At 65.1% G+C, this 21,626-nt stretch carries 25 protein-coding genes and 1 tRNA gene; 9 read left to right on the top strand and 17 right to left on the bottom strand.

The genetic code is table 11. The features are described 5' to 3' along the window. The first annotated feature begins 148 nt into the window (after positions 1–148). Genes gcvT through VIR62_RS01245 form a run of 6 tightly spaced genes read left to right on the top strand, consistent with a single transcriptional unit; the run spans position 149 to position 5,912 of the window. Positions 149–1,264: a glycine cleavage system aminomethyltransferase GcvT gene (gene gcvT / locus VIR62_RS01270; protein ID WP_431868010.1), complete on the top strand. Its 1,116-nt coding sequence runs from the start codon at positions 149–151 to the stop codon at positions 1,262–1,264. After that, positions 1,261–1,632 (top strand): glycine cleavage system protein GcvH, encoded by a 372-nt coding sequence (gcvH, locus tag VIR62_RS01265; protein ID WP_431868009.1) that lies wholly within the window; start codon positions 1,261–1,263, stop codon positions 1,630–1,632. The genes gcvT and gcvH overlap by 4 nt, the downstream gene beginning before the upstream one ends. Beyond that, positions 1,629–2,396, top strand: coding sequence for a class I SAM-dependent methyltransferase (locus VIR62_RS01260; RefSeq protein WP_431868007.1), 768 nt, complete (start codon positions 1,629–1,631; stop codon positions 2,394–2,396). Before gcvH ends, VIR62_RS01260 begins: the two co-directional genes overlap by 4 nt. Beyond that, positions 2,396–3,754, top strand: coding sequence for an aminomethyl-transferring glycine dehydrogenase subunit GcvPA (gene gcvPA / locus VIR62_RS01255; protein ID WP_431868005.1), 1,359 nt, complete (start codon positions 2,396–2,398; stop codon positions 3,752–3,754). Before VIR62_RS01260 ends, gcvPA begins: the two co-directional genes overlap by 1 nt. Beyond that, positions 3,751–5,313 (top strand): aminomethyl-transferring glycine dehydrogenase subunit GcvPB, encoded by a 1,563-nt coding sequence (gcvPB, locus tag VIR62_RS01250; RefSeq protein WP_431868004.1) that lies wholly within the window; start codon positions 3,751–3,753, stop codon positions 5,311–5,313. Before gcvPA ends, gcvPB begins: the two co-directional genes overlap by 4 nt. After that, entirely contained in the window at positions 5,310–5,912 is a 603-nt protein-coding gene (locus tag VIR62_RS01245) for a DUF938 domain-containing protein (RefSeq protein ID WP_431868002.1), read from the top strand. The genes gcvPB and VIR62_RS01245 overlap by 4 nt, the downstream gene beginning before the upstream one ends. Here VIR62_RS01245 and VIR62_RS01240 read toward each other — a convergent pair. From VIR62_RS01240 to folK, 4 genes are all read right to left on the bottom strand, one after another. Then, the gene (locus VIR62_RS01240; RefSeq protein ID WP_431868001.1) at positions 5,909–6,124 is read right to left on the bottom strand and encodes a hypothetical protein; all 216 of its coding nucleotides are present in this window, start codon (positions 6,122–6,124) and stop codon (positions 5,909–5,911) included. The two genes, VIR62_RS01245 and VIR62_RS01240, sit on opposite strands and share 4 nt — an antisense overlap. Before the next feature lie 52 nt (positions 6,125–6,176). After that, on the bottom strand, positions 6,177–6,806 hold the full coding sequence (locus VIR62_RS01235) for a phosphatase PAP2 family protein (protein WP_431867999.1): 630 nt from the start codon (positions 6,804–6,806) through the stop codon (positions 6,177–6,179). A gap of 81 nt (positions 6,807–6,887) precedes the next feature. Further along, a tRNA-Lys gene (locus VIR62_RS01230) sits at positions 6,888–6,963 on the bottom strand. Between the two features lie 17 nt (positions 6,964–6,980). Next, positions 6,981–7,472, bottom strand: coding sequence for a 2-amino-4-hydroxy-6-hydroxymethyldihydropteridine diphosphokinase (folK, locus tag VIR62_RS01225; RefSeq protein WP_431867997.1), 492 nt, complete (start codon positions 7,470–7,472; stop codon positions 6,981–6,983). 23 nt (positions 7,473–7,495) lie between these two features. Between folK and VIR62_RS01220 the strand changes: the two genes are divergently transcribed. Next, positions 7,496–8,158 (top strand): uracil-DNA glycosylase, encoded by a 663-nt coding sequence (locus tag VIR62_RS01220; RefSeq protein WP_431867996.1) that lies wholly within the window; start codon positions 7,496–7,498, stop codon positions 8,156–8,158. A gap of 25 nt (positions 8,159–8,183) precedes the next feature. Here the strand turns inward: VIR62_RS01220 and aguB are convergent, their stop codons facing one another. The 3 genes from aguB to VIR62_RS01205 form a co-directional block, all read right to left on the bottom strand. Further along, positions 8,184–9,032, bottom strand: a complete 849-nt coding sequence (gene aguB, locus VIR62_RS01215) for an N-carbamoylputrescine amidase (protein WP_431867994.1) — start codon at positions 9,030–9,032, stop codon at positions 8,184–8,186. A gap of 101 nt (positions 9,033–9,133) precedes the next feature. Beyond that, the gene (locus tag VIR62_RS01210) at positions 9,134–10,114 is read right to left on the bottom strand and encodes an agmatine deiminase family protein (RefSeq protein WP_431867993.1); all 981 of its coding nucleotides are present in this window, start codon (positions 10,112–10,114) and stop codon (positions 9,134–9,136) included. Between the two features lie 43 nt (positions 10,115–10,157). Then, complete coding sequence (locus VIR62_RS01205) at positions 10,158–11,849, bottom strand: M28 family metallopeptidase (RefSeq protein ID WP_431867992.1); 1,692 nt, start codon at positions 11,847–11,849, stop codon at positions 10,158–10,160. A gap of 143 nt (positions 11,850–11,992) precedes the next feature. Between VIR62_RS01205 and VIR62_RS01200 the strand changes: the two genes are divergently transcribed. Further along, positions 11,993–13,966, top strand: a complete 1,974-nt coding sequence (locus VIR62_RS01200; protein WP_431867990.1) for an alpha/beta fold hydrolase — start codon at positions 11,993–11,995, stop codon at positions 13,964–13,966. A 49-nt stretch (positions 13,967–14,015) separates the two neighbouring features. On the opposite strand, the gene rpsD is transcribed toward VIR62_RS01200, so the two are convergent. Beyond that, positions 14,016–14,630 carry a 30S ribosomal protein S4 gene (rpsD, locus tag VIR62_RS01195; protein ID WP_431867989.1) on the bottom strand — a complete coding sequence of 205 codons (615 nt, stop codon included), beginning with the start codon at positions 14,628–14,630 and terminating at the stop codon, positions 14,016–14,018. 173 nt (positions 14,631–14,803) lie between these two features. Between rpsD and VIR62_RS01190 the strand changes: the two genes are divergently transcribed. Next, on the top strand, positions 14,804–15,142 hold the full coding sequence (locus VIR62_RS01190; protein ID WP_431867987.1) for a chorismate mutase: 339 nt from the start codon (positions 14,804–14,806) through the stop codon (positions 15,140–15,142). A gap of 29 nt (positions 15,143–15,171) precedes the next feature. Here VIR62_RS01190 and VIR62_RS01185 read toward each other — a convergent pair whose 3' ends face one another. The 9 genes from VIR62_RS01185 to murI all read right to left on the bottom strand — a co-directional run bounded on the left by VIR62_RS01185 (position 15,172) and on the right by murI (position 21,529). Next, a complete protein-coding gene (locus tag VIR62_RS01185) occupies positions 15,172–15,423 on the bottom strand; it encodes a hypothetical protein (RefSeq protein ID WP_431867986.1) in 252 nt (83 codons plus the stop codon). A 166-nt stretch (positions 15,424–15,589) separates the two neighbouring features. Continuing rightward, complete coding sequence (locus tag VIR62_RS01180; RefSeq protein WP_431867984.1) at positions 15,590–15,868, bottom strand: hypothetical protein; 279 nt, start codon at positions 15,866–15,868, stop codon at positions 15,590–15,592. 375 nt (positions 15,869–16,243) lie between these two features. Continuing rightward, positions 16,244–16,960 carry an RNA methyltransferase gene (locus tag VIR62_RS01175; protein WP_431867982.1) on the bottom strand — a complete coding sequence of 239 codons (717 nt, stop codon included), beginning with the start codon at positions 16,958–16,960 and terminating at the stop codon, positions 16,244–16,246. Further along, complete coding sequence (nrdR, locus tag VIR62_RS01170) at positions 16,957–17,418, bottom strand: transcriptional regulator NrdR (RefSeq protein WP_431867981.1); 462 nt, start codon at positions 17,416–17,418, stop codon at positions 16,957–16,959. Before nrdR ends, VIR62_RS01175 begins: the two co-directional genes overlap by 4 nt. After that, positions 17,419–17,571, bottom strand: a complete 153-nt coding sequence (locus tag VIR62_RS01165; RefSeq protein ID WP_431867980.1) for a hypothetical protein — start codon at positions 17,569–17,571, stop codon at positions 17,419–17,421. A gap of 9 nt (positions 17,572–17,580) precedes the next feature. Next, positions 17,581–18,894: a serine hydroxymethyltransferase gene (locus VIR62_RS01160; RefSeq protein ID WP_431867978.1), complete on the bottom strand. Its 1,314-nt coding sequence runs from the start codon at positions 18,892–18,894 to the stop codon at positions 17,581–17,583. Beyond that, positions 18,891–19,349 carry a ribose 5-phosphate isomerase B gene (gene rpiB, locus VIR62_RS01155; RefSeq protein WP_431867976.1) on the bottom strand — a complete coding sequence of 153 codons (459 nt, stop codon included), beginning with the start codon at positions 19,347–19,349 and terminating at the stop codon, positions 18,891–18,893. The genes VIR62_RS01160 and rpiB overlap by 4 nt, the downstream gene beginning before the upstream one ends. A gap of 78 nt (positions 19,350–19,427) precedes the next feature. After that, positions 19,428–20,642: a 5-aminolevulinate synthase gene (gene hemA / locus VIR62_RS01150; RefSeq protein ID WP_431867974.1), complete on the bottom strand. Its 1,215-nt coding sequence runs from the start codon at positions 20,640–20,642 to the stop codon at positions 19,428–19,430. 89 nt (positions 20,643–20,731) lie between these two features. Further along, positions 20,732–21,529, bottom strand: coding sequence for a glutamate racemase (gene murI / locus VIR62_RS01145; protein WP_431867972.1), 798 nt, complete (start codon positions 21,527–21,529; stop codon positions 20,732–20,734). Between the last annotated feature and the right edge of the window lie 97 nt (positions 21,530–21,626).

The raw sequence follows: 21,626 nt of genomic DNA, 5'->3' as shown, positions 1-21,626 counted from the left end.
CTCTGGAAAGCGGATGCGATGCATCCCACCGAAGGGGTAAGCCGCCGCAAACGGCGCGCGAAAGCTCTCAGGTCCAGTGACAGAGGGGGTGCAGCCTGGGACAAGTCGCGACGGTTCGCGGCCTTCCATGCACACTCTGGAGACTGGAATGAGCGACCCCCTGGACAAGAAACTCCCGCTCGACAGCTGGCATCGCGCGAAGGGCGCCCGCATGGTGTCGTTCGCGGACTATGCGATGCCGATCCAGTATGAGGGGATCCTCGCCGAGCATCTCTGGACAAGGGCGTCGGCTGGCCTTTTCGACGTCAGCCATATGGGCCAGATGGAGCTCCATGGGACGGACCTCGACGCGGCGCTGGAGACGGTGCTCCCGGCCGACCTGTCGCTGCTGAAGGGCGGGCGGCTGCGCTATTCGCTGCTGCTGAACGACGAGGGCGGGATCATCGACGACCTGATGGTGACCCGCCGGGGCGACCATTTCTACCTGGTCGTCAACGGCGCCACCAAGCATGGCGACATAGCCCATCTTCGCCACAAGCTGCCGGTGGGCATCAAGCTCGACCACCTGGAGGATCATGCGCTGCTCGCGCTGCAGGGACCGAAGGCGGTGGACGTGCTCTCGCGGCTCGCGCCGGGCGTGGAAGCGCTGAGCTTCATGACCGGCGCCGCATTTCAGATCGACGGGGCCAGGGCCTGGATCAGCCGCTCGGGCTATACGGGCGAGGACGGCTTCGAAATATCGATCCTCGCCAGGGATGCCGAGACGGTCGCCGAGTCTATCGCGGCCCAGGCGGAAGTGAAACCGATCGGCCTTGGCGCGCGCGATTCCATGCGACTGGAAGCGGGGTTGCCGCTCTATGGCCATGACCTGGATGAAGAAACGACGCCCATCGAGGCCGATCTGGGCTTCGCGATCTCCAAACGCCGCCGCGAAGAAGGGGGCTTTCCGGGTGACGAGCGCATCCAGCGGGAGCTGAAGCACGGCCCGATCCGCCGCCGCGTTGGCCTGGCGGTGCTGGGACGACAACCGGTGCGCGAGGGCGCGATGGTGGTGGACGTCGACGGCGACGAAGTCGGCAAGGTGACCAGCGGGGGTTTCTCGCCCTGCCTCGAGGCGCCCATCGCCATGGCCTATGTGCCGACCGCCAGCGCCGAGCCGGGCACCGACATCCGGCTCGCATCGCGCGGTAAGATATTCGAGGCGAAGGTCGTGGCGATGCCCTTCGTCCCCCACCGCTACCACCGCAAGGGAGCCGCCAAATGACGACCTATTACACCAAGGAGCATGAGTGGATCCGCGTCGAGGGCGATAACGCCACCGTCGGCATCACCGATTTCGCGCAGGGGCAATTGGGCGACATCGTCTTCGTCGAGGTTCCCGCCGCCGGCACCCAGGTGAAGAAGGGCGGCGACGCGGCCGTGGTCGAGAGCGTTAAGGCGGCGAGCGACATCTATGCGCCGGTCTCGGGCGAGGTGACCGAGGGCAATGCGGCGCTGGAGGCCGATCCTTCGCTGATCAACAGCGATCCGGAAGGCGAGGGCTGGTTCTTCAAGCTGACCCTATCGGACAATCACGAGCTATCCGACCTGATGAGCGCCGAAGACTATAAGAGCTTCTGCGACAGCCTGTGACCGTCAACGTCGCCTCGCGCTGGTCTCCAAGCGACTATGCCAGCAATGCCGCCTTCGTGCCGGCGTTGGGCGCAGCGGCGCTGGCGTTGCTCGATCCGAAGCCGGGCGAGGCGATCCTCGACCTTGGCTGCGGCGACGGCGTACTGACCGAGAAGATCGTCGCGGCTGGCGCGAAGGTGATCAGTGTCGATGCGTCAGAGGCGATGGTCGCGGCGGCGCAGGCGCGGGGCCTCAATGCCCATGTGGCGGACGCCCAGGCGCTCGACTTCAACACCCAATTCGACGCCGTCTTCTCAAACGCGGCGCTCCACTGGATGCTGGACCCGGAGGCGGTCGCGAGCGGCGTCTTCCGCGCCTTGGTGCCGGGCGGGCGCTTCGTCGGCGAGATGGGCGGGGAGGGCAATATCGCCGTCCTCCGCGCAGGCGTCCGCGAGGAACTGACGGCGCGTGGTTATCCGGTGCCGGCCGCCGACCCGCAATGGTATCCGAGCGTCGAGGAGTTCAACCGCGTTTACAGCCGCGCCGGCTTCGCCGACATCAAGGCCGAGATCATCCCGCGCGAGACGGACCTGCCGAGCGGCGTCGCCGCCTGGGTCCGCACCTTTCGCGCCGGCTGGATGGATGCCGCCCGCGTGCCGGACGAGGAGCAGGCGGATGTCGCGGAAGCGGTCGAGCGGCGCCTAGCGCTCAAGCTCCAGCGGCCGGACGGAAGCTGGTTCGCCGATTATGTTCGTCTTCGCTTTACGATGAGAAAGCCCAACTGATGCGTTATCTTCCCTTAGCCGACAGCGACCGCCAGGAGATGCTCCGCGCGGTCGGCGCGTCGTCGATCGACGACCTGTTCGTCGACGTTCCGCAAGCGGCGCGGCTTTCCGCGAAGATCGAAGGGCTGGCCGATCATGCCAGCGAGCTTTCGGTCGAGCGGCAGCTGACGGCGCTGGCCCGCAAGAACATGGTCGCGGGCGAGGTGCCCTTCTTCCTCGGCGCGGGGGCGTATCGCCACCACATTCCGGCGAGCGTCGACCATCTCATCCAGCGCGGCGAGTTCCTGACCAGCTACACGCCGTACCAGCCCGAGATCGCGCAAGGCACGCTCCAGGCGCTGTTCGAGTTTCAGACGCAAGTGGCGCGGCTCTACGGCTGCGACGTCGCCAACGCCTCCATGTATGACGGCTCGACCGCATGCTGGGAGGCGATCGTCATGGCCCGCCGCATCACCCGCCGGGGCAAGGCCGTGCTCTCGGGCGGCCTCCATCCCCATTATGTCTCCGTCGCCAATACGATGGCCAAGTTCACCGGGGACGTGCTCGACGAGACGCTGCCGGAGCTTTCGCCCGAAACGGACGTCGAACGACTGCTCGCGGCGATCGACGAGGAGACGAGCTGCGTCGTCGTCCAGTATCCCGACATCCTCGGCCGCATCACCGATCTCACGCCGATCGCGGAAAAGGCGCATGAGAAGGGCGCGCTGCTGATCGCCGTCGTCACCGAACCGGTGGCGCTGGGCGCGATCCGCAGCCCGGGCGAAATGGGCGCGGACATCGTCGTCGGCGAAGGCCAGTCGATCGGCGTCGGCCTCAACTTCGGCGGCCCCTATGTTGGCCTGTTCGCCTGCAAGGAGAAATTCGTCCGCCAGATGCCGGGGCGCCTGTGCGGCGAAACGGTGGACGGCGAGGGGAAGCGCGGCTTCGTGCTGACCCTTTCGACCCGCGAGCAGCATATCCGCCGCGAGAAGGCGACGTCCAACATCTGCACCAACAGCGGCCTCTGCGCGCTGGCCTTCTCCGTCCACATGACCCTGCTCGGCGAGAAAGGGCTGCGGCGGCTCGCGACTCTCAATCACGCCAAGGCAGTGGAGGCGGCTGAACGCCTAGCGAATGTGCCGGGCGTGGAACTCGTCAACGAGACTTTCTTCAACGAGTTCACGCTAAAGCTGTCGAAGGAAGCGCGGCCCGTGGTCCGAGCTATGGCCGATAAGGGAATTCTCGGGGGTGTCTCCCTCGGTCGGCTCTATCCGGGGGCGGATGCGCTTCAAAACGGCCTTGTCGTCGCCGTCACCGAAACCACGACCCATGATGATGTCGAAGCGCTGGCCGACGCGCTTCAGGAGTGCCTGGCATGAGCATGAACCGCGAAGGACGCGCCACCCGCCCTGAAAGCGCGGAGGCGAGCGTGGACACCTGGACTGGCAATCGCGCGCTCATGCTCGAGGAGCCGTTGATTTTCGAAATGGACGCACGCGGCGGCACCGGCGTCGACTTCGCCGGAGCGCCTAAGGTGAAGAGCCGTCTCGGCGGATTGGAGCGCCGTCGCGACGTCGGATTGCCGGGCCTGTCCGAGCCGCAGACGGTGCGCCACTATACGCGCCTCAGCCGCCAGAATTACGCTATCGACCTGGGCCTCTTCCCGCTCGGCTCGTGCACGATGAAGCACAATCCGCGGCTCAATGAGCGCATCGCTCGCCTGCCGGGCTTCGCGGATATCCACCCGCTCCAGCCCGCCGATACCGTGCAGGGCGCCTATCGGTTGATCCACGACCTGGGCGAATGGCTGATCAAGCTCACCGGCATGCATTCGGTGGCGATGAGCCCCAAGGCGGGCGCCCACGGCGAGTTGTGCGGCCTGCTCGCTATTCGCTCGGCGCTGGAAGCGCGCGGCGGCAAGCGCGAGGTCGTGCTGGTGCCGGAAAGCGCCCACGGCACCAATCCGGCGACGGCGGCCTTCGCCGGCTACCGTGTCGAGAACATCCCCGCCACAGAGCGCGGCCGCGTCGATCTGGCGGCGCTGAAGGCGCGGCTGGGGCCGGACGTGGCCGCAGTGATGATCACCAATCCCAATACCTGCGGGCTGTTCGAACCGGACATGACCGAAATCTCGAGGGCTGTGCATGACTCTGGCGCTCTCGTCTATTGCGACGGCGCGAACTTCAATGCGATCGTCGGCCGCGTCCGTCCGGGCGACCTCGGCATTGACGCGATGCACATCAACCTGCACAAGACCTTCTCCACGCCGCACGGCGGAGGCGGGCCCGGTTCGGGTCCCGTCGTCTTCTCCGAAGCACTGACGCCCTTCGCGCCGCTTCCCTTCGTCGAGAAGCAGAACGATCACTACGCCCTCATCGAGGAGGAAACGGCGGAGGATCATCACGCCCGGAGCTTCGGCCGCATGACCGCCTTCCACGGCCAGATGGGCATGTTCACCCGGGCACTGAGCTACATCTTGAGCCACGGTGCTGACGGCCTTCGCCAAGTCGCCGAAGATGCCGTGCTCAACGCTAATTACATGCTGCGGCAGCTTGAAGATGTGCTGGACGCGCCCTACGGCAAGAGCGGGCCGTGCATGCATGAGGCGCTGTTCAGCGACAAGGGCTTCGAAGGCGGCCTCTCGACGCTGGATCTCGCCAAGGGCCTGATCGACGAGGGTTTCCACCCGATGACCATGTATTTCCCGCTGGTCGTTCACGGCGCGATGCTGGTCGAGCCGACCGAGACCGAAAGCAAGGCAGCGCTCGATCAGTTCATCGGCGCGATGCGGAGCGTAGCGGAGCGGGCGAAGGCCGGCGACCCATCGCTGAAGGCCGCGCCGGTCCACGCCCCCCGCCGACGCCTCGACGAGACGCTGGCGGCGAGGAAGCCGGTGCTCGTATACAAGGAGCCGGAGCAGGCGCAGGCGGCGGAGTGAGCGACGACCGCCGCAGCGCGCCGCATGTGGCCCGCAACGCCGGACCGATCACGGACGTGTTGCGGGGGCTACTCCCCGACGAAGGCCTCGTACTGGAGATCGCCAGCGGAACCGGTGAACATGTGCTGCATTTCGCGCACGCCTTTCCAGGCCTGACGTTTCAGCCCAGCGATCCCGATCCGGCGGCCCTTGCGTCGATCGAAGCCTGGCAACAGGACGCTGGAGCGCCTAATCTCCTGTCGCCAGTGCGCCTGGACGCGAGCGCTCGCGAGTGGCCGGTCGAGCGGGCCGACGCGATCCTGTGCATCAACATGGTCCATATCAGCCCCTGGGCGGCGACCGAGGGGTTGATCGCGGGCGCGGGGCGGCTGCTAGTGCCGGGTGCTCCACTCTATCTCTATGGCGCCTACCGACGGCAGGGCGTGGAGACCGCGCCCAGCAACGAGGCGTTCGACCTCTCGCTCAGGAGCCGTGACCCCGATTGGGGCGTGCGCGACCTGGAGGACGTCGTGGCGGAGGCGGCGAAGAACAACCTCGTGCTGGAGAGCGTCCTCGAGATGCCCGCCAACAACCTGTCGGTGGTCTTCCGCCGAGCTTAGCTGCGATTGGGCAGCGTCGGCACGTCGCCCTTGTCGGCCTTGTCCTCCTTGCGCACGCGGGTGACGCCAGGCTTGCCGCCGACATCGTGCTCTTCCTCGGCCTGGCTGGCTATGTCGCGCTGCAGATTGCCGCCGCTGACACCGCCCTGGCCGGGGGCCCTTTCCATCTCGTCGATGAGTTCGCTGTCGTCGGGGCGGCGCTTGTCGACCATGGTCCGTCTCCTTTGCGATGACAATGAAGGAGCGGCCCGGCTGTTCCGCTGATCAGCGCGCCCCGGTGCTCGCTTCGGCGTCCGGGCGGGCGCTTGCGAGTCGCATGCAGACCATCACCCACAGGAGGCCGAAGGCCCAGCCGCCGATCACGTCGCTCGGCCAATGGACGCCCAGGGCGACGCGGCTCCAGCCGACCTGGAGCGCGGCAGCGAAACCGAGACCGACGGCGATGGCGCGGTTGCGCTGGCGAACCGGGACCAGGAGCGCGATAGCGACATACGTGATCATCGCGTTGGCGGCGTGGCCGCTGGGGAAGCTCACCGAGTGGACCGCCTCCAGATGCTGGTCGACGCCGGGACGGTCGCGGTCGACAATGACCTTCATCAACTCGACCAGCAGACGGCCGCCGAAAACGGTGAACAGGAGGAGCGCGGCCCGGATGCGGCGGGTGAAGGCGAGATAGACGGCGGCGACAATCGTGATCGGAACGAGGATGCGCCAGCTGCCGAAATCGGTGAGCAGATCCGCGTTGCGGGCGAGGACGCGATTGTCGCCCGCATAGAGAATGAGCCGGAGCGCCTCGTCCTGATCCCAGCCGAGCCCACCGAACAGCAGCATCGCCAGCCACAGGGATCCGGTGATGGCGACGCCGGTCCAGAAACGTGTGCGGGCGTTGAACATTTGGGCGGGGCTCCGGCATTCGTGGCGAGGTCGAAACGACATGCCGGAACATGGGGAGAAATTCCAGCGAATGAAGGAGGTTGGTGAGCCGTGCTGGATTCGAACCAGCGACCTACTGATTAAAAGTCAGTTGCTCTACCGACTGAGCTAACGGCCCTTTGTGGGTGCTTCCCCCTAAGTATCGGCGGGGCGGGGGTCAACCGGGTTGCGGCGGCGGAGGCGGTGGAGAAGTTGGCGGACGGTGACGCCGGTAACGGGGTCGCGCCACTCCGGGGCGATCTCGGCGAGCGGTTCGAGGACGAACAGGCGGTCGCGGAAGGCGGGATGGGGGATGACGAGGCCCTCGCCCTCATAGGGCCCGTCGGACCACAGCAATATGTCGAGGTCGAGCACGCGCGGGCCCCAGCGGCGGCCTCCGCGGCGACCGAAAGTCCGCTCGATCGACTTCAGCCTCGCCAGCAGGTCGGGCGGCTCGAGGTCCGTCTCGACGATCGCGGCCGCATTGGCGAAGCCGCGGCCGGCGGGGCCGAGGGCGGGGGTTGCGTGGATCGAGGACAGGCGTTCGGCGTCCAGCGCCTGGGCGGCCGCGCGAACAGTATCGGCAGGGCCACCATGACGGCCACGACGGTTTGAACCCAGAGCGATGGCGTAGCTTGTCAGGGCCATGCAGCGGGCCCTAGACGGTCCCCATGCTTCCCGCCAGTTCCCCGGTTCCCCAAGCGGAGCCGCCGCATGATTGCCCACTCTGCCCCCGCCTCGTCGCTTTTCGCGAAGAGCTGAGGGCCGAGCACCACGACTGGTGGAACGCGCCGGTCCAGGCTTTCGGCGACCCGCAGGCCTGGCTGGGCATCGTCGGCTTGGCGCCGGGCAAGCACGGGGCGAACCGCACTGGTCGGCCCTTCACCGGCGACTATGCGGGCGTGCTGCTCTACGACACGCTGAAGAAGTTCGGTCTGGCCGAGGGCGTCTATGAGGAGCGCGTCGACGACAGTCTCCGCCTCACCGGCTGCGCGATCATCAACTCGGTGAAATGCCTGCCGCCGCAGAACAAGCCGCTGCCCAGCGAGATCGAGACATGCCGGAGCTTTCTCAGCCTGTCGCTGGCGGCGCTACGGAGCGCGAAGGTGCTGGTCGCTCTCGGCCAGGTTGCCCATGGCGCCGCGGTGCGGACATGCGGCGGCATCCCGGCGCGCTTCAAGTTCGGACATCTCGCCGAGCATGCGCTCCCCGACGGCCGCATCCTGATCGATAGCTACCACTGTTCCCGCTACAACCAGAATACGGGGAGGCTGACGGCGGAGATGTTCGAGGATGTTTTCGCGCGGGCTTTGGAGCTTAAAAGCAAATCCTAAGCCTCGGGACGAACGAATCCGTCGATCAAATGTCCTGGGTGAGCCGGCCGTAAAGCTCCGGCCGTCGGTCGCGGAAGAACCCGAAGGCGGCGCGGTGCTTCTTTGCCTGGGTGGTGTCGACGGTGATGACGAGGACGCCTGTCTCGTCCGCGCCGAATTCTGCGAGCATGTCGCCGCGTTCGTCGCAGATGAAGCTGTGGCCGTAGAAGCGCTGGCCGCCCTCAGTGCCGATGCGGTTGGCGGCGACGACGGGGACTACGTTGGAAACGGCATGGCCGACCATCGCGCGGCGCCAGAGGCGGCTGGTGTCGAGGTCCGGATCGTGCGGCTCGGTGCCGATGGCGGTGGGGTAGAACAGGATTTCCGCGCCCATCAGCATCATCGCGCGGGCGGTTTCGGGATACCATTGGTCCCAGCAGATGCCGACGCCGATCGTGCCGTAGCGGGTCTTCCATATCTTGAAGCCGGTATTGCCGGGGCGGAAATAGAATTTCTCCGAATAGCCCGGACCGTCGGGGATGTGGCTCTTGCGATAGACGCCCATCACCGCGCCCTGATCGTCGATCATGGCGAGGCTGTTGTAATGATGATGCCCCTCCGCCTCGAAGAAGCTGGTCGGAATGTAGACGCCGAGCTCCTTCGCCAACCTTTGCATGGCGAGCACCGCCGGATGCTTATCCACAGGAAGGGCGCGGGCGAAATGGCTCTCGTCCTGGGTGCGGCAGAAATAATGGCCCTCAAACAGCTCGGGCGGGAGGATGATCTTCGCGCCCTTGTCGGCGGCTTCGCGCACGAGTGCGGATACCGCGTCGATATTGTCGTCGACGCAGTCGGTGAAGGGAAGCTGGAGGGCGGCGACGGTTACGTTCGACATATTCTACTCCGTCATCCCAGCGAAGGCTGGCATCCAAGCGGCGGTGCCGTCCCGACCTCCGTCTGGATCCCAGCTTTCGCTGGGATGACGGCTAGACGCAATCACACCGGCACCTGCTGGCTGATGCAGTGGAAGCTGCCGCCGCCGGTGAGGATGTGGTCGGCCCTGAAGCCCACCGCCTCGCGGCCGGGGAACAGGGCGCCGATCGCTTCCACGGCGGCGTCATCGTTCGGCGCGCCGTAGAGAGGGACCACGACCGCCGCATTGCCGATGTAGAAGTTCATATAGGAAGCGGGGATGATTTCACCATCACGCAATACACGGCCAGGGGAGGGGATGGGTACCACCTCGAGTCCGAACGCCTCGGCGCGGGCCCTCGCATCTTCATAGACCTCGGCGTTGGGATCATCGTCGCCCGCGGGGACGGGAATGGCGAGGCGGTTCTCGCCGACGAAGCGGGCGAGGTTATCGACATGGCCGTCGGTGTGGTCGTTCAAGAGGCCGTCGCCGAACCAGAGGATGCGGTCGAGGCCGAGATCGCGCGTCAGCCGCGCCTCGATCTCGTCCCGACTCATGCCTTTGTTGCGGTTCGGGTTCAGGAGGCACTGCTCGGTGGTGATGGCGAGGCCGGTACCGTCGACATCGATCGCGCCGCCTTCCAGGATCCAATCGTGGTGGTTGGCTTCTAGGTCCATCGTCTCGGCGAGGCGGAGGCCGATCGTGTCGTCCCCCTCCAGCTCATATTTGCCGCCCCAGCCGTTGAAGGCGAAATCCGCCGCCGCGCGCTCGCCGCCGCTCTTCAAGATGAGCGGGGCGGTATCGCGCAGCCAGATGTCGCCGAATATTTCCTGGACGATCTCGATATCGGGCCCTGCTAGTTCGCGGGCGCGATCCACCGAGTCCGGATCGGCGGCGACCAGGCGCACCCGCTCGCCCTTGCCGTCGGCATGGATGGCGCGGGCGAAGGTGATCACCTCGGCGCGGGCAGGCTCCAGATCGTCTTCCCAGAGGTCGGCGTGGCTGGGGAAGCCGATCCAGACCCAGTCATGGAGCGCCCATTCGGGCGGCTGTCGGAAGGTCATTGATGCAAGCTCCACCCCATCCACCTGCGGATGGGGAAACCCGTTACTCCGCTCCCGCCCTCGACTTGTCGCGGATCGCGCGGAATTCGGCATCTTCGTACCAGTTGGGCCACTCCTCCGTCTCCGCCAACTCGCGGCCGATCTGATAGTAGAGCTCCAGATCGCGAATGGCGCCGGACCAATTCCAGTTGGGGTCATATTCGTCGGCCGGGGCGTGGTAGCGGTTGGCGCGGTAGTCCTCGGCGGCCGCGCGGCCGGCTGCGATGCCGCCGTTGACGAGATCGTCGCCGCCCTCGGCATAGAGCATCGGCACGCCATATTTGGCGAGGCTGAAATGGTCGGAGCGGTAGTAATAGCCGGCCTCGGGCGTCGGCTCCGGTTTCAAGATGATGCCGCGTTGGTCGAGGGCGCGCTTGAGGTAATTCTCAAGCTCCGACTTGCCACCGCCGATCACGACCACGTCGCGCGTATTACCGGCGACGTTGAGGCCGTCCATGTTGATGCCGCCGACGGTCTGGCTCAGCGGATAGACCGGATTGGCGCCATAGTAAGCCGAGCCGAGCAGGCCCGATTCCTCGGCGGTGACGGCGAGAAAGACGAGCGAGCGGTCGGCGGGGCCTGCCTTGGCATGGGCTTCGGCGAGGGCGACCAGACCGGCGGTGCCGGTAGCGTTGTCGAGCGCGCCGTTGCAGATATTGTCGCCATCCACCGGCTCGCAGATGCCGAGATGATCCCAGTGAGCGGTATATATGACATATTCGTCCGGCCGTTCGCTGCCGGGCAGGATGCCGATGACGTTGCGCGACGCCTGGCGCTCGATCTTGTTGTCGAAGGAGATCGAGGCCTTCACGCCGAGCGGAACGGCCTTGAAGCCCTTCTGCTTGGCGGCGGCGGTGAGGGTGGCGAGGTCCTTGCCCGCCGAGGTCATGAGCTGCTGGGCCGCCTCGTTGGTCAGCCAGCCGTTGACCAACGTCTCGTCCATATTGTTGTTTTCCGCATCGGTGTAGAGCTGCGGCCCGGTCCAACTGCTGCGAACCACGTTCCAGCCATAAGCCGCGGGCTCGGTCTCATGGACGATGAAGGCGGCTGCGGCGCCTTGCCGGGCGGCTTCCTCATATTTGTATGTCCAGCGGCCATAATAGGTCATCGCCCGACCCTCGAACGGACCTTCGAGGCCCGTCGTCTGATAGTCGGGATCGTTGACCAGGATGATGACGGTCTTCCCCTTGACGTCGAGACCGGCATAGTCGTTCCAGCCGCGCTCGGGCGCGTTGATGCCGTAGCCGACGAAGACGACGTCGGAATTCTTGACCTCCGTCTCGGGCGTGAAGCGGTAGCTCACCGCGACCATGTCTTCCTTATGGTCGAAGGAGAGCGGCTGCTTGCCGCCGGTGAAGGTGAGGTCGGGATCGCCCTCCAGCGAGACTTCGACCAGCGGCACGTCCTGAAACCAGCTGCCTTTGTTGCCGGGCTGCAGCCCCGCCGCCTCGAAGCGTTCGGCGAGCAGGGCGACGGTCTTTTCCTCTCCGGGCGTTCCCGGCGCGCGTCCTTCAAACGCGTCGGAGGAGAGTTGCTCGGTCACCGTCTTCAGCGTGTCGAGCGAAATGTCCGGATCGGCGGAGGCCGGGCCGGTCGGGCTCGAAGGTTCGGCCGTCGGAGTCGAGGGTTCGTCCATCGGAGCGCAGGCTCCGATCGAGGCGATGACCAGGGCGGCGGATATCAGGCTGAAGCGCATGCCAATTCTCCTGTCGGCGGTTTGGCGGATGGCGGTCGCTATAGGGAAGGGGCCTTGCCCGGCGCAAGGCCACCACCAGCTTTTCACTCTTGCGCATCGAATGCGGCCCTGCTTCTATTCCGTCCGGGAAACGAGGGGGTAACATGTTGAAGTATTTGATTGCTTGTAGCGCGGCCGCGCTTGCCGCGTCGGGCGTTCACGCCCAGGCCGCCGATAACAAGGCCGAATTGTTCGGGCAGCGGGCGAGCCTCCAGGATGTCGATATTTCGCCGGACGGACAAAGCATCGTCTATGTCGCGCCGGGGCCGGGGCGGCAGACTGTCGCCTATATCGCGCCCCTGGAGGGCGGAACCCCTCAGCCGATCCTCAGCTCCGATGCCAATCCACAGATGCTGTCCTGGTGCAGCTTCGTCACCAACGATCGCGTCATCTGCCGGATTCGTGCGCTGACCGAGTTCGCCGGCACACTCATCGGAATGTCCCGGCTGCTCGCGATCGACACCGACGGCACGGATCCCCAGGAGCTGGGCCAGAGGCGCTCGGAATATGACGCTTATGTTCGGCAGTTCGACGGCGCCATCCTGGATTGGCTACCGGGCGAGGACGGCGATGTGCTCATGAGCCAGGAATATATTCCGGAAGCGGGCCGGATCGGCACGCGGCTGATCCGCAAGAAGGAGGGGCTGGCGGTCGAACGTATCGATACCCGGACCCTCAAGAAGACGATCATCGAGCCGGCGATAGAACACGCGGCCGACTATATTACCGACGCGCACGGGAATGTCCGGATGATGACGGCGGCGCGCAGCCAGGGCGCTACCGGCCAGCTTTCGCCCGTCATACGCTATCATTACCGCCGTTCGGGCAACGATGACTGGGAGGAGTTCTCCACCCACAACATGCTGACCAGCGAGGGCATGGTGCCTATCGCGGTCGATGCCGACCTTGATGCCGCCTATGCCCTCAAGAGATTGAACGGCCGCGATGCGCTCTATCGCGTCAAGCTCGATGGCTCGATGGCGACGGAGCTCGTCTACGCCAACGACAAGGTCGACGTGGACAATGTCGTGCGAGCGGCGAATGGCCAGCGCGTGATCGGCGTCACCTTCGCCGAGGAACGGCGGCAGGTCATCTATTTCGACGAGGAGTATAAGAAGCTCGCCGCGTCCTTGTCCAAGGCGATCCCGGACCTGCCGCTAATCCGGTTCGATGGCGCGAGCGCGGATGGCAACCGGGTGCTCGTTTTCGCGAGCAGCGATTCCGATCCGGGCCGCTACTATGTCTACGACAAGGCGAAGCGCGCGCTCAATGAGATCATGCTGGTCCGGCCCAAGCTCGAAAATGTTCAGCTCGCCAGCGTGAAGCCGATCACCTACCCGGCGGCGGATGGCGTCTCCATTCCCGCTTATCTGACGTTGCCGCCCGGCAAGGAAGCGAAGAACCTGCCGGCCATCGTTCTGCCGCATGGGGGCCCGGCAGCCCGCGACGAATGGGGTTTCGACTGGTTGTCGCAGTATCTCGCCAGCCTCGGCTATGCCGTTCTCCAGCCCAATTACCGGGGATCGGCCGGCTATGGCGCGGATTGGCTGGCTAAAAATGGCTTTCAGAGCTGGCGCACGTCGGTCGGCGACGTGACGGCCGGCGGAAAGTGGCTGGCGAGCCAGGGAATTGCCGATCCCGATCGGCTGGCGATCCTGGGCTGGTCCTATGGCGGCTATGCGGCGCTGCAATCGTCGGTCGTCGCGCCGGACCTGTTCAAGGCCGTGGTCGCGATCGCGCCGGTTACGGATCTGGGTCTGCTCAAGACGGATGCGAGATTCTACACCAATTCCAGTATCGTCGCCGATTATATCGGCAGTGGGCCTCATATCGAGGCAGGATCGCCGCTGCGCAATGCACAGAGCATTTCAGCGCCAGTCCTCTTGTTCCACGGCGACCGCGACATCAATGTCGATATCGGCCACTCGCGGGGCATGGACGATGCGCTGCGCGATGCGGGCAAGAAGAGTGAGTTGGTCGTCTATGAGGGGCTGGAACACAGCCTGGTGGACTCGAACGCCCGCCGCGACATGCTGACCAGGATCGCAAGCTTCCTCTTGGCAAATCTCGCGCCATGAAAAAAGGGGGCGAAAGCCCCCCTTCCTTTTCTTGTGACGGTGTGTCCGCTTAGCGCGAGTAGAACTCGACGACCAGGTTCGGCTCCATCTTCACCGGATAGGGCACCTCGTCGAGCGTCGGGACGCGGGTGAAGGTTACCTTGGCGGTGCCGTCCGGGGCGACATAGTCGGGAATGTCGCGCTCGGCGAGGCTCTGGGCTTCCATGACCAGCGCCATTTCCTGCGCCTTGGAGCCGAGCGTGATCTCGTCGCCGACATCGACGCGGCGCGAGGCGATGTTGCACTTGACGCCGTTGACGCGGATGTGGCCGTGGCTGACCATCTGGCGCGCGGACCAGATGGTCGGCGCGAACTTGGCGCGATAGACGACCATGTCCAGGCGGCGCTCGAGCAGGCCGATCAGGTTCTGCGAGCTGTCGCCTTTCATGCGGCTGGCGTCGGTGTAGGTCCGCTTGAACTGCTTCTCGGTCACGTCGCCATAATAGCCCTTGAGCTTCTGCTTGGCGCGCAGTTGGATGCCGAAGTCGGACATCTTGCCCTTGCGGCGCTGTCCGTGCTGGCCGGGACCATATTCGCGCTTGTTGACCGGGCTCTTCGGGCGACCGAAGACGTTCTCGCCCATGCGGCGGTCGAGCTTGTATTTGGCGCTGCTGCGCTTCGACATGAGATTACTCCAATTTGCTGCTTCCAAGATCCCGGAACCGCACCGTCAGACCGAGCATCCAACGCGGCATCCGCTTCACCGGGGTGCGGAGCCAATTGCGAAGGCGCGCTCTTGGCGGCTCGGGGTCCAGAAGTCAACCTCGACAGGGGCGAGGCGGTCGCTAAAGAGCGGGCATGACCGACGAAAGAACGAACGAAAGAACGAAACCCATCGACTGCACGACGATGGCCGAGGTCCGCCGCGGTGTCGATCGGCTGGACGAGGAGATTGCGGCATTGCTCGCCGAGCGCTTCCGCTACATGGAGGCCGCGGCGCGGATAAAGCCGGATCGCGAGGCGGTGCGCGACGAATGGCGCAAGGCCGACGTCATCGCCAAGGTGAGCTCCGCCGCCGCCCGCGAAGGTGGGCCGGCGGACCGGATCGCGCTTCTCTACGACGCGCTGATCGAGAATTCGATCGCGTACGAGTTCGAACGCTATGACGAGCGTGAAAAGCCGGGCACGAGGCTATAGGCCTCGAACCGTTTCCCAGGAACGAGCTATTATTCGCCCGGACGCGGAATGGCGGATTGAATGCGGCTCGTCGTATCCTGCTGCTGGCGGCGAACGTCCGCCCACTCGGCGGCGGTACGGCAGTCCTTCTTCACGGCAAGGCGGCTGCCTGTCAGCTCCAGCTTTTTGCAGATGACCCGGTTGGAATCGCCCATGTCGGCGGACTGATCGCGCTTGTCGTTGGCAAGGGCGGCAGTCGGCGCCAGCGATACGGCCAGAGCCACGGCAATGATTTTTCTCATCAATCTCATCCTGTCATCAATGTTGCCAGTTAATGCGAATATCCCAGTACAACTGCATAACATGACAATTCCAAGAAGTCAGCCATCGACGACTTGGTCGAGCACAAATTATGCCGCGCGGGGCCCTCGGCTATCGTTACGAAGGCCATGAGCCTCCCAGCGGGGATCAGCATTCGCCGCCCGAGGGACCGGCGCCGACCTGGCACGGCTTGAACGCCTGAACCCGGTCCGTCGTCAAGCGCTGCTGGCGGCGCATCTCGGCCCATTCGGCGGCGGTATGACATGCCCTCTCTTTGGCGAGTCGGCTGCCGGTCTTCTTGATGGTCTCACAGATAACCCGGTTGGGATCGCCCATGTCCGCCGATTGGTCTTTCTTCTTTTCGGCCATGGCGGCGGTGGCGGGCACCAAGGACAGGGATATGATGGTGGCTACGACCTTTCTCATGGCGCAACTCCTGTCTTCAAGACTGTAATGCCCCCATTAGGCTTCATCTCAATATGCGCGCGGCTTCAATTGTTGAAGTTTTTCCACCGTTTGACGCTGCTCCCGGCGAAGGAGCGCCCATTCAACGGCGGTGTGGCAGCTTCTGGACGTCACGATCCGGGTGCCTGGTTTCGAGGCCTTTATGCATATGATCCGGTTGGGATCGCCCATGTCGGGCGACTGGTCCGACTTCTTATCGGCAAGAGCGGCAGTGGCAGGCGCCAAGGCCAAGGCTACGGCCAGGGCTATGAATCTCCTCATGGGCTTCTCTCCCCTTTGTGGATTTTCGTTCAATCCTTCAACGGTTCGACATCATAACATATCATCGTGAAAATGTCATCGTCGGCGGGGATGGGCCAGCGCGCGGATCATGCCGCGCAGGGCCTGGATTTCCCGGTTCGACCAGCCGGCCTTGGTGAGGATGGTGCGCATCGTATTCTTCGTCGCGGGCGTGCGGTCGGGCGGATGATAATAGCCGGCGGCCTCCAGCGACTTGTCCAGCTGACCGATGAGGCCTTCCAGCTGCTCCTGGCTGGCGCGGGGCTCGGCCGGTTCACCCGCGGTGGGCACCATCAGGGCCGCGTGCTTCGACCATTCATAGGCGATGAGGATCACCGCCTGTGCGAGGTTCAGCGATCGGAATTCGGGATTGATCGGCACGGTGACGATCTTCTGGGCGACCGCTACCTCCTCGGTTTCGAGTCCGGAACGCTCGGCGCCGAACAGGATGGCGGAACGGCCAGCGTTCGCCCGAACCTCGCGCGCTGCCTCTTCGGGATCGACCACCGGAAGGACGAGACCGCGTTTGCGCACGGTTGTCGCGTAGACGAATGGGCAGTCGGCCACCGCCTCGGCGACGCTGTCGAACACCCGCGCCTTTTCGAGCACGACATCCGCGCCCGACGCAGCCGGTCCGGCGGACGGATTGGGCCAGCCGTCGCGCGGCGCGACCAGCCTCAGGTCGGTAAGCCCGAAATTGAGCATCGCCCGCGCCGCCTTGCCGATATTCTCGCCGAGCTGGGGACGCACGAGCACGATCGCGGGCGCGCTCACTCCCTGGCGGCCTCGCCTACAGTGACGGCGAAGTCCTCGAAATCCTTGGCTTCGCGGAAGTCCTTGTAGACGCTGGCGAAGCGGATGTAGGCGACGGTGTCGAGCGCTTTGAGGCCATTCATCACCATTTCGCCGATGGTGCTGGCCGCGACCTCGCTCTCGCCGCTGGTCTCGAGCTGGCGCTGGATCGAGGACAGCAATTTGTCGATACGCTCCTGGGCGACGGGACGCTTCCTGAGCGCCGTGGAGACCGAGCGTTCGAGCTTCATGCGGTCGAAGGGTTCGCGCCGATTCTCGGACTTCACCACCGTTAACTCGCGCAGTTGAACCCGCTCGAAGGTCGTGAACCGCGCGCCGCAATCCTCGCATTGCCGTCGTCGGCGGATGGACGCGCCGTCTTCGGTCGGGCGGCTGTCCTTCACCTGGCTGTCTTCATGGGCGCAGAAAGGGCAGCGCATTCAGACCTTCTTCTTGCCCTTCACATAGGCATAGCCCGCGCCCGCCGCCGCGCCGATGATCGGCCCGACGAACGGCACCGGGATGGCGACCACCGCCCCCAGCGCGGCCCACTTCGCCATGCTTTTGCCGAGCTGCTTGTTCTGGTCATCCACGCGCCGGTCCTAGCTTTGATAGATGGGAAAGCGGGCGCAAAGCTCGCGGACGCGGCCCTTCACCTCGGCTTCGACCGCCGGATCGCCCTGCTCGCCCTTTTTACGCAGGCCTTCGAGCACGTCGGCAATCATGTCGCCGATGTCGCGGAACTCGGCGACGCCGAAGCCGCGCGTGGTGCCGGCGGGGGAGCCGACGCGGATGCCGCTGGTCTTGACTGGCGGCAGCGGATCGAAGGGAATGCCGTTCTTGTTGCAGGTGATGGCCGAGCGCTCCAGCGCTTCGTCGGCGTCCTTGCCGGTGATGCCGAGCGGGCGGAGGTCGACGAGGGCGAGGTGGGTGTCGGTGCCGCCGGCGACGAGATCGGCGCCGCGCTCCTTCAGCTTGCCGGCGAGCGCCTGGGCGTTCGCGATCACCGCCTTCGCATAGGTCTTGAACTCCGGCCGGAGCGCTTCGCCGAAGGCGACGGCCTTGGCGGCGATGATGTGCATCAGCGGGCCGCCCTGAAGGCCGGGGAAGACCGCCGAATTGATTTTCTTGGCGATGGCCTCGTCGTCGGTCAGCACCATGCCGCCGCGCGGGCCGCGCAGCGTCTTGTGGGTGGTGGTGGTGACGACATGGGCGTGGCCGAAGGGTGTCGGGTGCTCGCCCGCCGCCACGAGGCCGGCGAAATGAGCCATATCGACCATCAGGATCGCGTCCACCTCGTCGGCGATGGCGCGGAAGCGGGCGAAGTCGATGTGACGGGGGTAGGCGGAGCCGCCGGCGATGATCAGCTTCGGCCTGTGCTCGCGAGCAACATTCTCGACCTGGTCGAAGTCGATCAGATGGTCGTCGGGGCGGACGCCGTACTGGACGGCATTGAACCATTTGCCCGACATGGCCGGCTTGGCGCCGTGGGTGAGATGGCCGCCGGCGTCGAGCGACATGCCGAGGATGGTGTCGCCGGGCTTGGTCAGAGCCAACATGACCGCGCCATTGGCCTGCGCGCCCGAATGGGGCTGCACATTGGCGAAACCGCAGTTGAACATCTGCTTGGCGCGTTCGATGGCGAGCGTTTCGACCGAATCCGACGGCGCGCAGCCTTGATAGTAGCGGCGGCCGGGATAGCCTTCGGCATATTTGTTGGTGAGGACCGAGCCCTGCGCCTCCAGCACCGCCTTGGAAACAATGTTTTCCGACGCGATCAGCTCGATCTGGTTCTGCTGGCGGTCGAGCTCGGCGGCGATCGCGTCGGCGACCGCGCTATCGGCGCGGCGCAAGGCGTCGGTGAAGAAGCCCGCCGGCTGGACGTCGTGCAGGTCGTTGGCGGGGCGGCTGCTCATGCGGGTTCCTTGGCGAAGCTGGGGTTGGAGAGTTTTTCTACACGTCGATTGTGGCGGTCGCCGCCGAAATTGGTGGCGAGGAAGGCGTTGAGGCAGTCCTTCGCCATTTCCGTGCCGATGATGCGCGCGCCCATCGCGATGACGTTGGCGTCGTTATGCTCGCGGGCGAGGCGGGCGGAGAGTGGCTCGGACACGAGCGCCGCGCGGGCGGCGGGATGGCGGTTGATGGCGATCGAGATGCCGATGCCCGAGCCGCACAGAGCGACGCCCTTGTCGACATCACCGGATGCGATGGCGTCCGCGAGCTTGTAGCCATAATCGGGATAATCGACCGATTCCCCGGTCTCGGGCCCGAGGTCGACGACCTCATGGCCTAGGACGCGCATATGCTCGACGAGCGCCGCCTTCATCTCGATGGCTGCATGGTCTGAAGCGATGGCGATGCGATAAGCCACGCCTGAATCTCCACGGTGGGTTGGAACCCATCCTCTAGGGGAGCGTCAGCGGATTTGCCACCGGATATTGCGTTTCGCCTAAGCCGCCAGCCTCATCTCCATGCGGTCCCAGATCTCGACCAAAGCCTTGGCTAGATCGTGCATCATCTTTTCCGTATGCGCCGGCCCCGGGGTGAACCTCAGGCGTTCGGTGCCGCGCGGGACGGTGGGGTAGTTGATCGGCTGGACGTAGACACCGTATTCGGCGAGCAGGATGTCGCTGATCCTTTTGGCCTTGACCGGGTCGCCGACCATCAGCGGGACGATATGGGTCGTCGAGTTCATCACCGGCAGATGCGCCTCGGCAAAGATCGCCTTCAGCTTCGCCGCGGCGGCCTGCTGCCCCTCGCGCTCGACACTGGAGGCCTTGAGGTGCCTGACGCTCGCCAAGGCTCCGGCGACCAGCACCGGCGATAGGCTGGTGGTGAAGATGAATCCGGGCGCATAGCTTCTGACCACGTCGATGATGTTCCTGTCGGCGGCGATGTAGCCGCCCATCACGCCGAACGCCTTGCCCAGGGTGCCTTCGATGATGGTGAGACGATCGGCGACGTCGTCGCGCTCGGAGATGCCGCCGCCCCTTGGCCCGTACATGCCGACGGCATGGACCTCGTCGAGATAGGTGATAGCGTTGTACTGGTCGGCGAGGTCGCAGATATCCGCGATCGGTGCCACGTCGCCATCCATCGAGTAGACGCTCTCGAACGCGATCAGCTTGGGAAGCTCGGCCGGGGTCTCCTTCAGCAGCTCTTCGAGGTGCGCCAGATCGTTGTGGCGAAAGACGCGCTTCTCGCAGCCGGAACTGCGGATGCCGGCGATCATCGAGGCGTGATTGAGCTGGTCGGAGAAGATGATGCAGCCGGGGAGCAGCTTGGCGATGGTCGAGAGCGTCGCCTCGTTCGAGATATAGCCCGAGGTGAAGATGAGGCCCGCCTCCTTGCCGTGGAGGTCGGCGAGCTCGGCTTCCAGCTCGACATGGTAATGGCTGTTGCCCGATATGTTGCGGGTGCCGCCGGAGCCCGCGCCGACGTCGTGCAGCGCCTCCTCCATCGCCGCCGCCACCTTCGGGTTCTGGCCCATGGCGAGATAGTCGTTCGAGCACCAGACCGTGATCGGTTTCGGACCATTATGGCCGGCAAAGCAGCGCGCGTCCGGAAACGATCCCCGATTGCGCAAGATGTCGATGAAGACGCGATAGCGGCCCTCGGCGTGCAGCCGATCGATGGCCTGCGCGAAGATGCGCTGATAATCCAATTCAAAAGCTCCCGGTGCTCGGGAGTCCTTTAACGGATCGAGGGTGGAAAAGGCCAGTGAGAACGGTTCGCATTAAGGACCTAGGAAGGTTAGAGCGCTTCCACTTTCGTCAGCCCGTACGATGCCAGTCCCGGTCGGTAAGCCTCTATCTCCGGCGAGCGGCGAGTGAAGACCGCGACGCCTTCGCCCGGCTCGTCCGGCCATTCATGATCGCGGGTCAGCCAGGCGGTCCGGCGGGCAATGCCTTCCTTCCCGTCCACGAAAGCGATGGGGCGCGGCGCGGTGGCGGCGAGCTCCTCCTCGACCAGCGGGAAATGCGTGCAGGCGAGGACGATCGTATCGATGCGGTCGCCCTGCGGCTGGGAGAGGAGGCCAGCCAGTATATTCGCAAAGGCGCGAGGATCGGTGCGTTCGCCGCGCAGCTTCGCTTCGGCCAGCCCGACGAGCTCGGCGGAGCCATGCCGCAGGACCGTGCAATCCGAAGCGAACTCCGCCGCGAGCCGATCGACATAGGGCTGGCGGACGGTGGCGTTGGTGCCGAGCACGCCGATGACCCGGCTCTTCGACAGGACGGCCGCCGGTTTGATCGCCGGCACGGTGCCGACGATGGGCAGGTCGAGCGCGGCGCGGACCGCGTCGAGGGCAATGGTCGAGGCGGTGTTGCAGGCGATCACGATCAGTTCGGGATCGAACCGCTCCGCGAGCCGTCCGAGCAGGGCCGGCACCCGCGCCGCGACCTCCGCTTCGCTCTTCGTGCCATAAGGATAGCCCGCATTGTCGGCCGCATAGACGATCGGCGCGGTCGGCAGGAGCGCGCGGATCGGCCGCAGCACCGAAAGGCCGCCGACACCCGAGTCGAAGATCAGAAGCGGCCGTTTTCTCGCCATCGGTGCTGCTTTAGCGGTGCAACGCGGGGGCGCAACCGGTTCAGAAGAAACCGCGCTGATCCAAATCATTGCGCACCCGTGATTTATTGATAGTCTG

The organism is Allosphingosinicella sp. (assembly GCF_036570505.1).
Classification (GTDB): Bacteria; Pseudomonadota; Alphaproteobacteria; order Sphingomonadales; family Sphingomonadaceae; genus Allosphingosinicella.
Note: the sequence above shows the minus strand (reverse complement) of the source record. Positions and strands in the feature narration are given on the sequence as shown.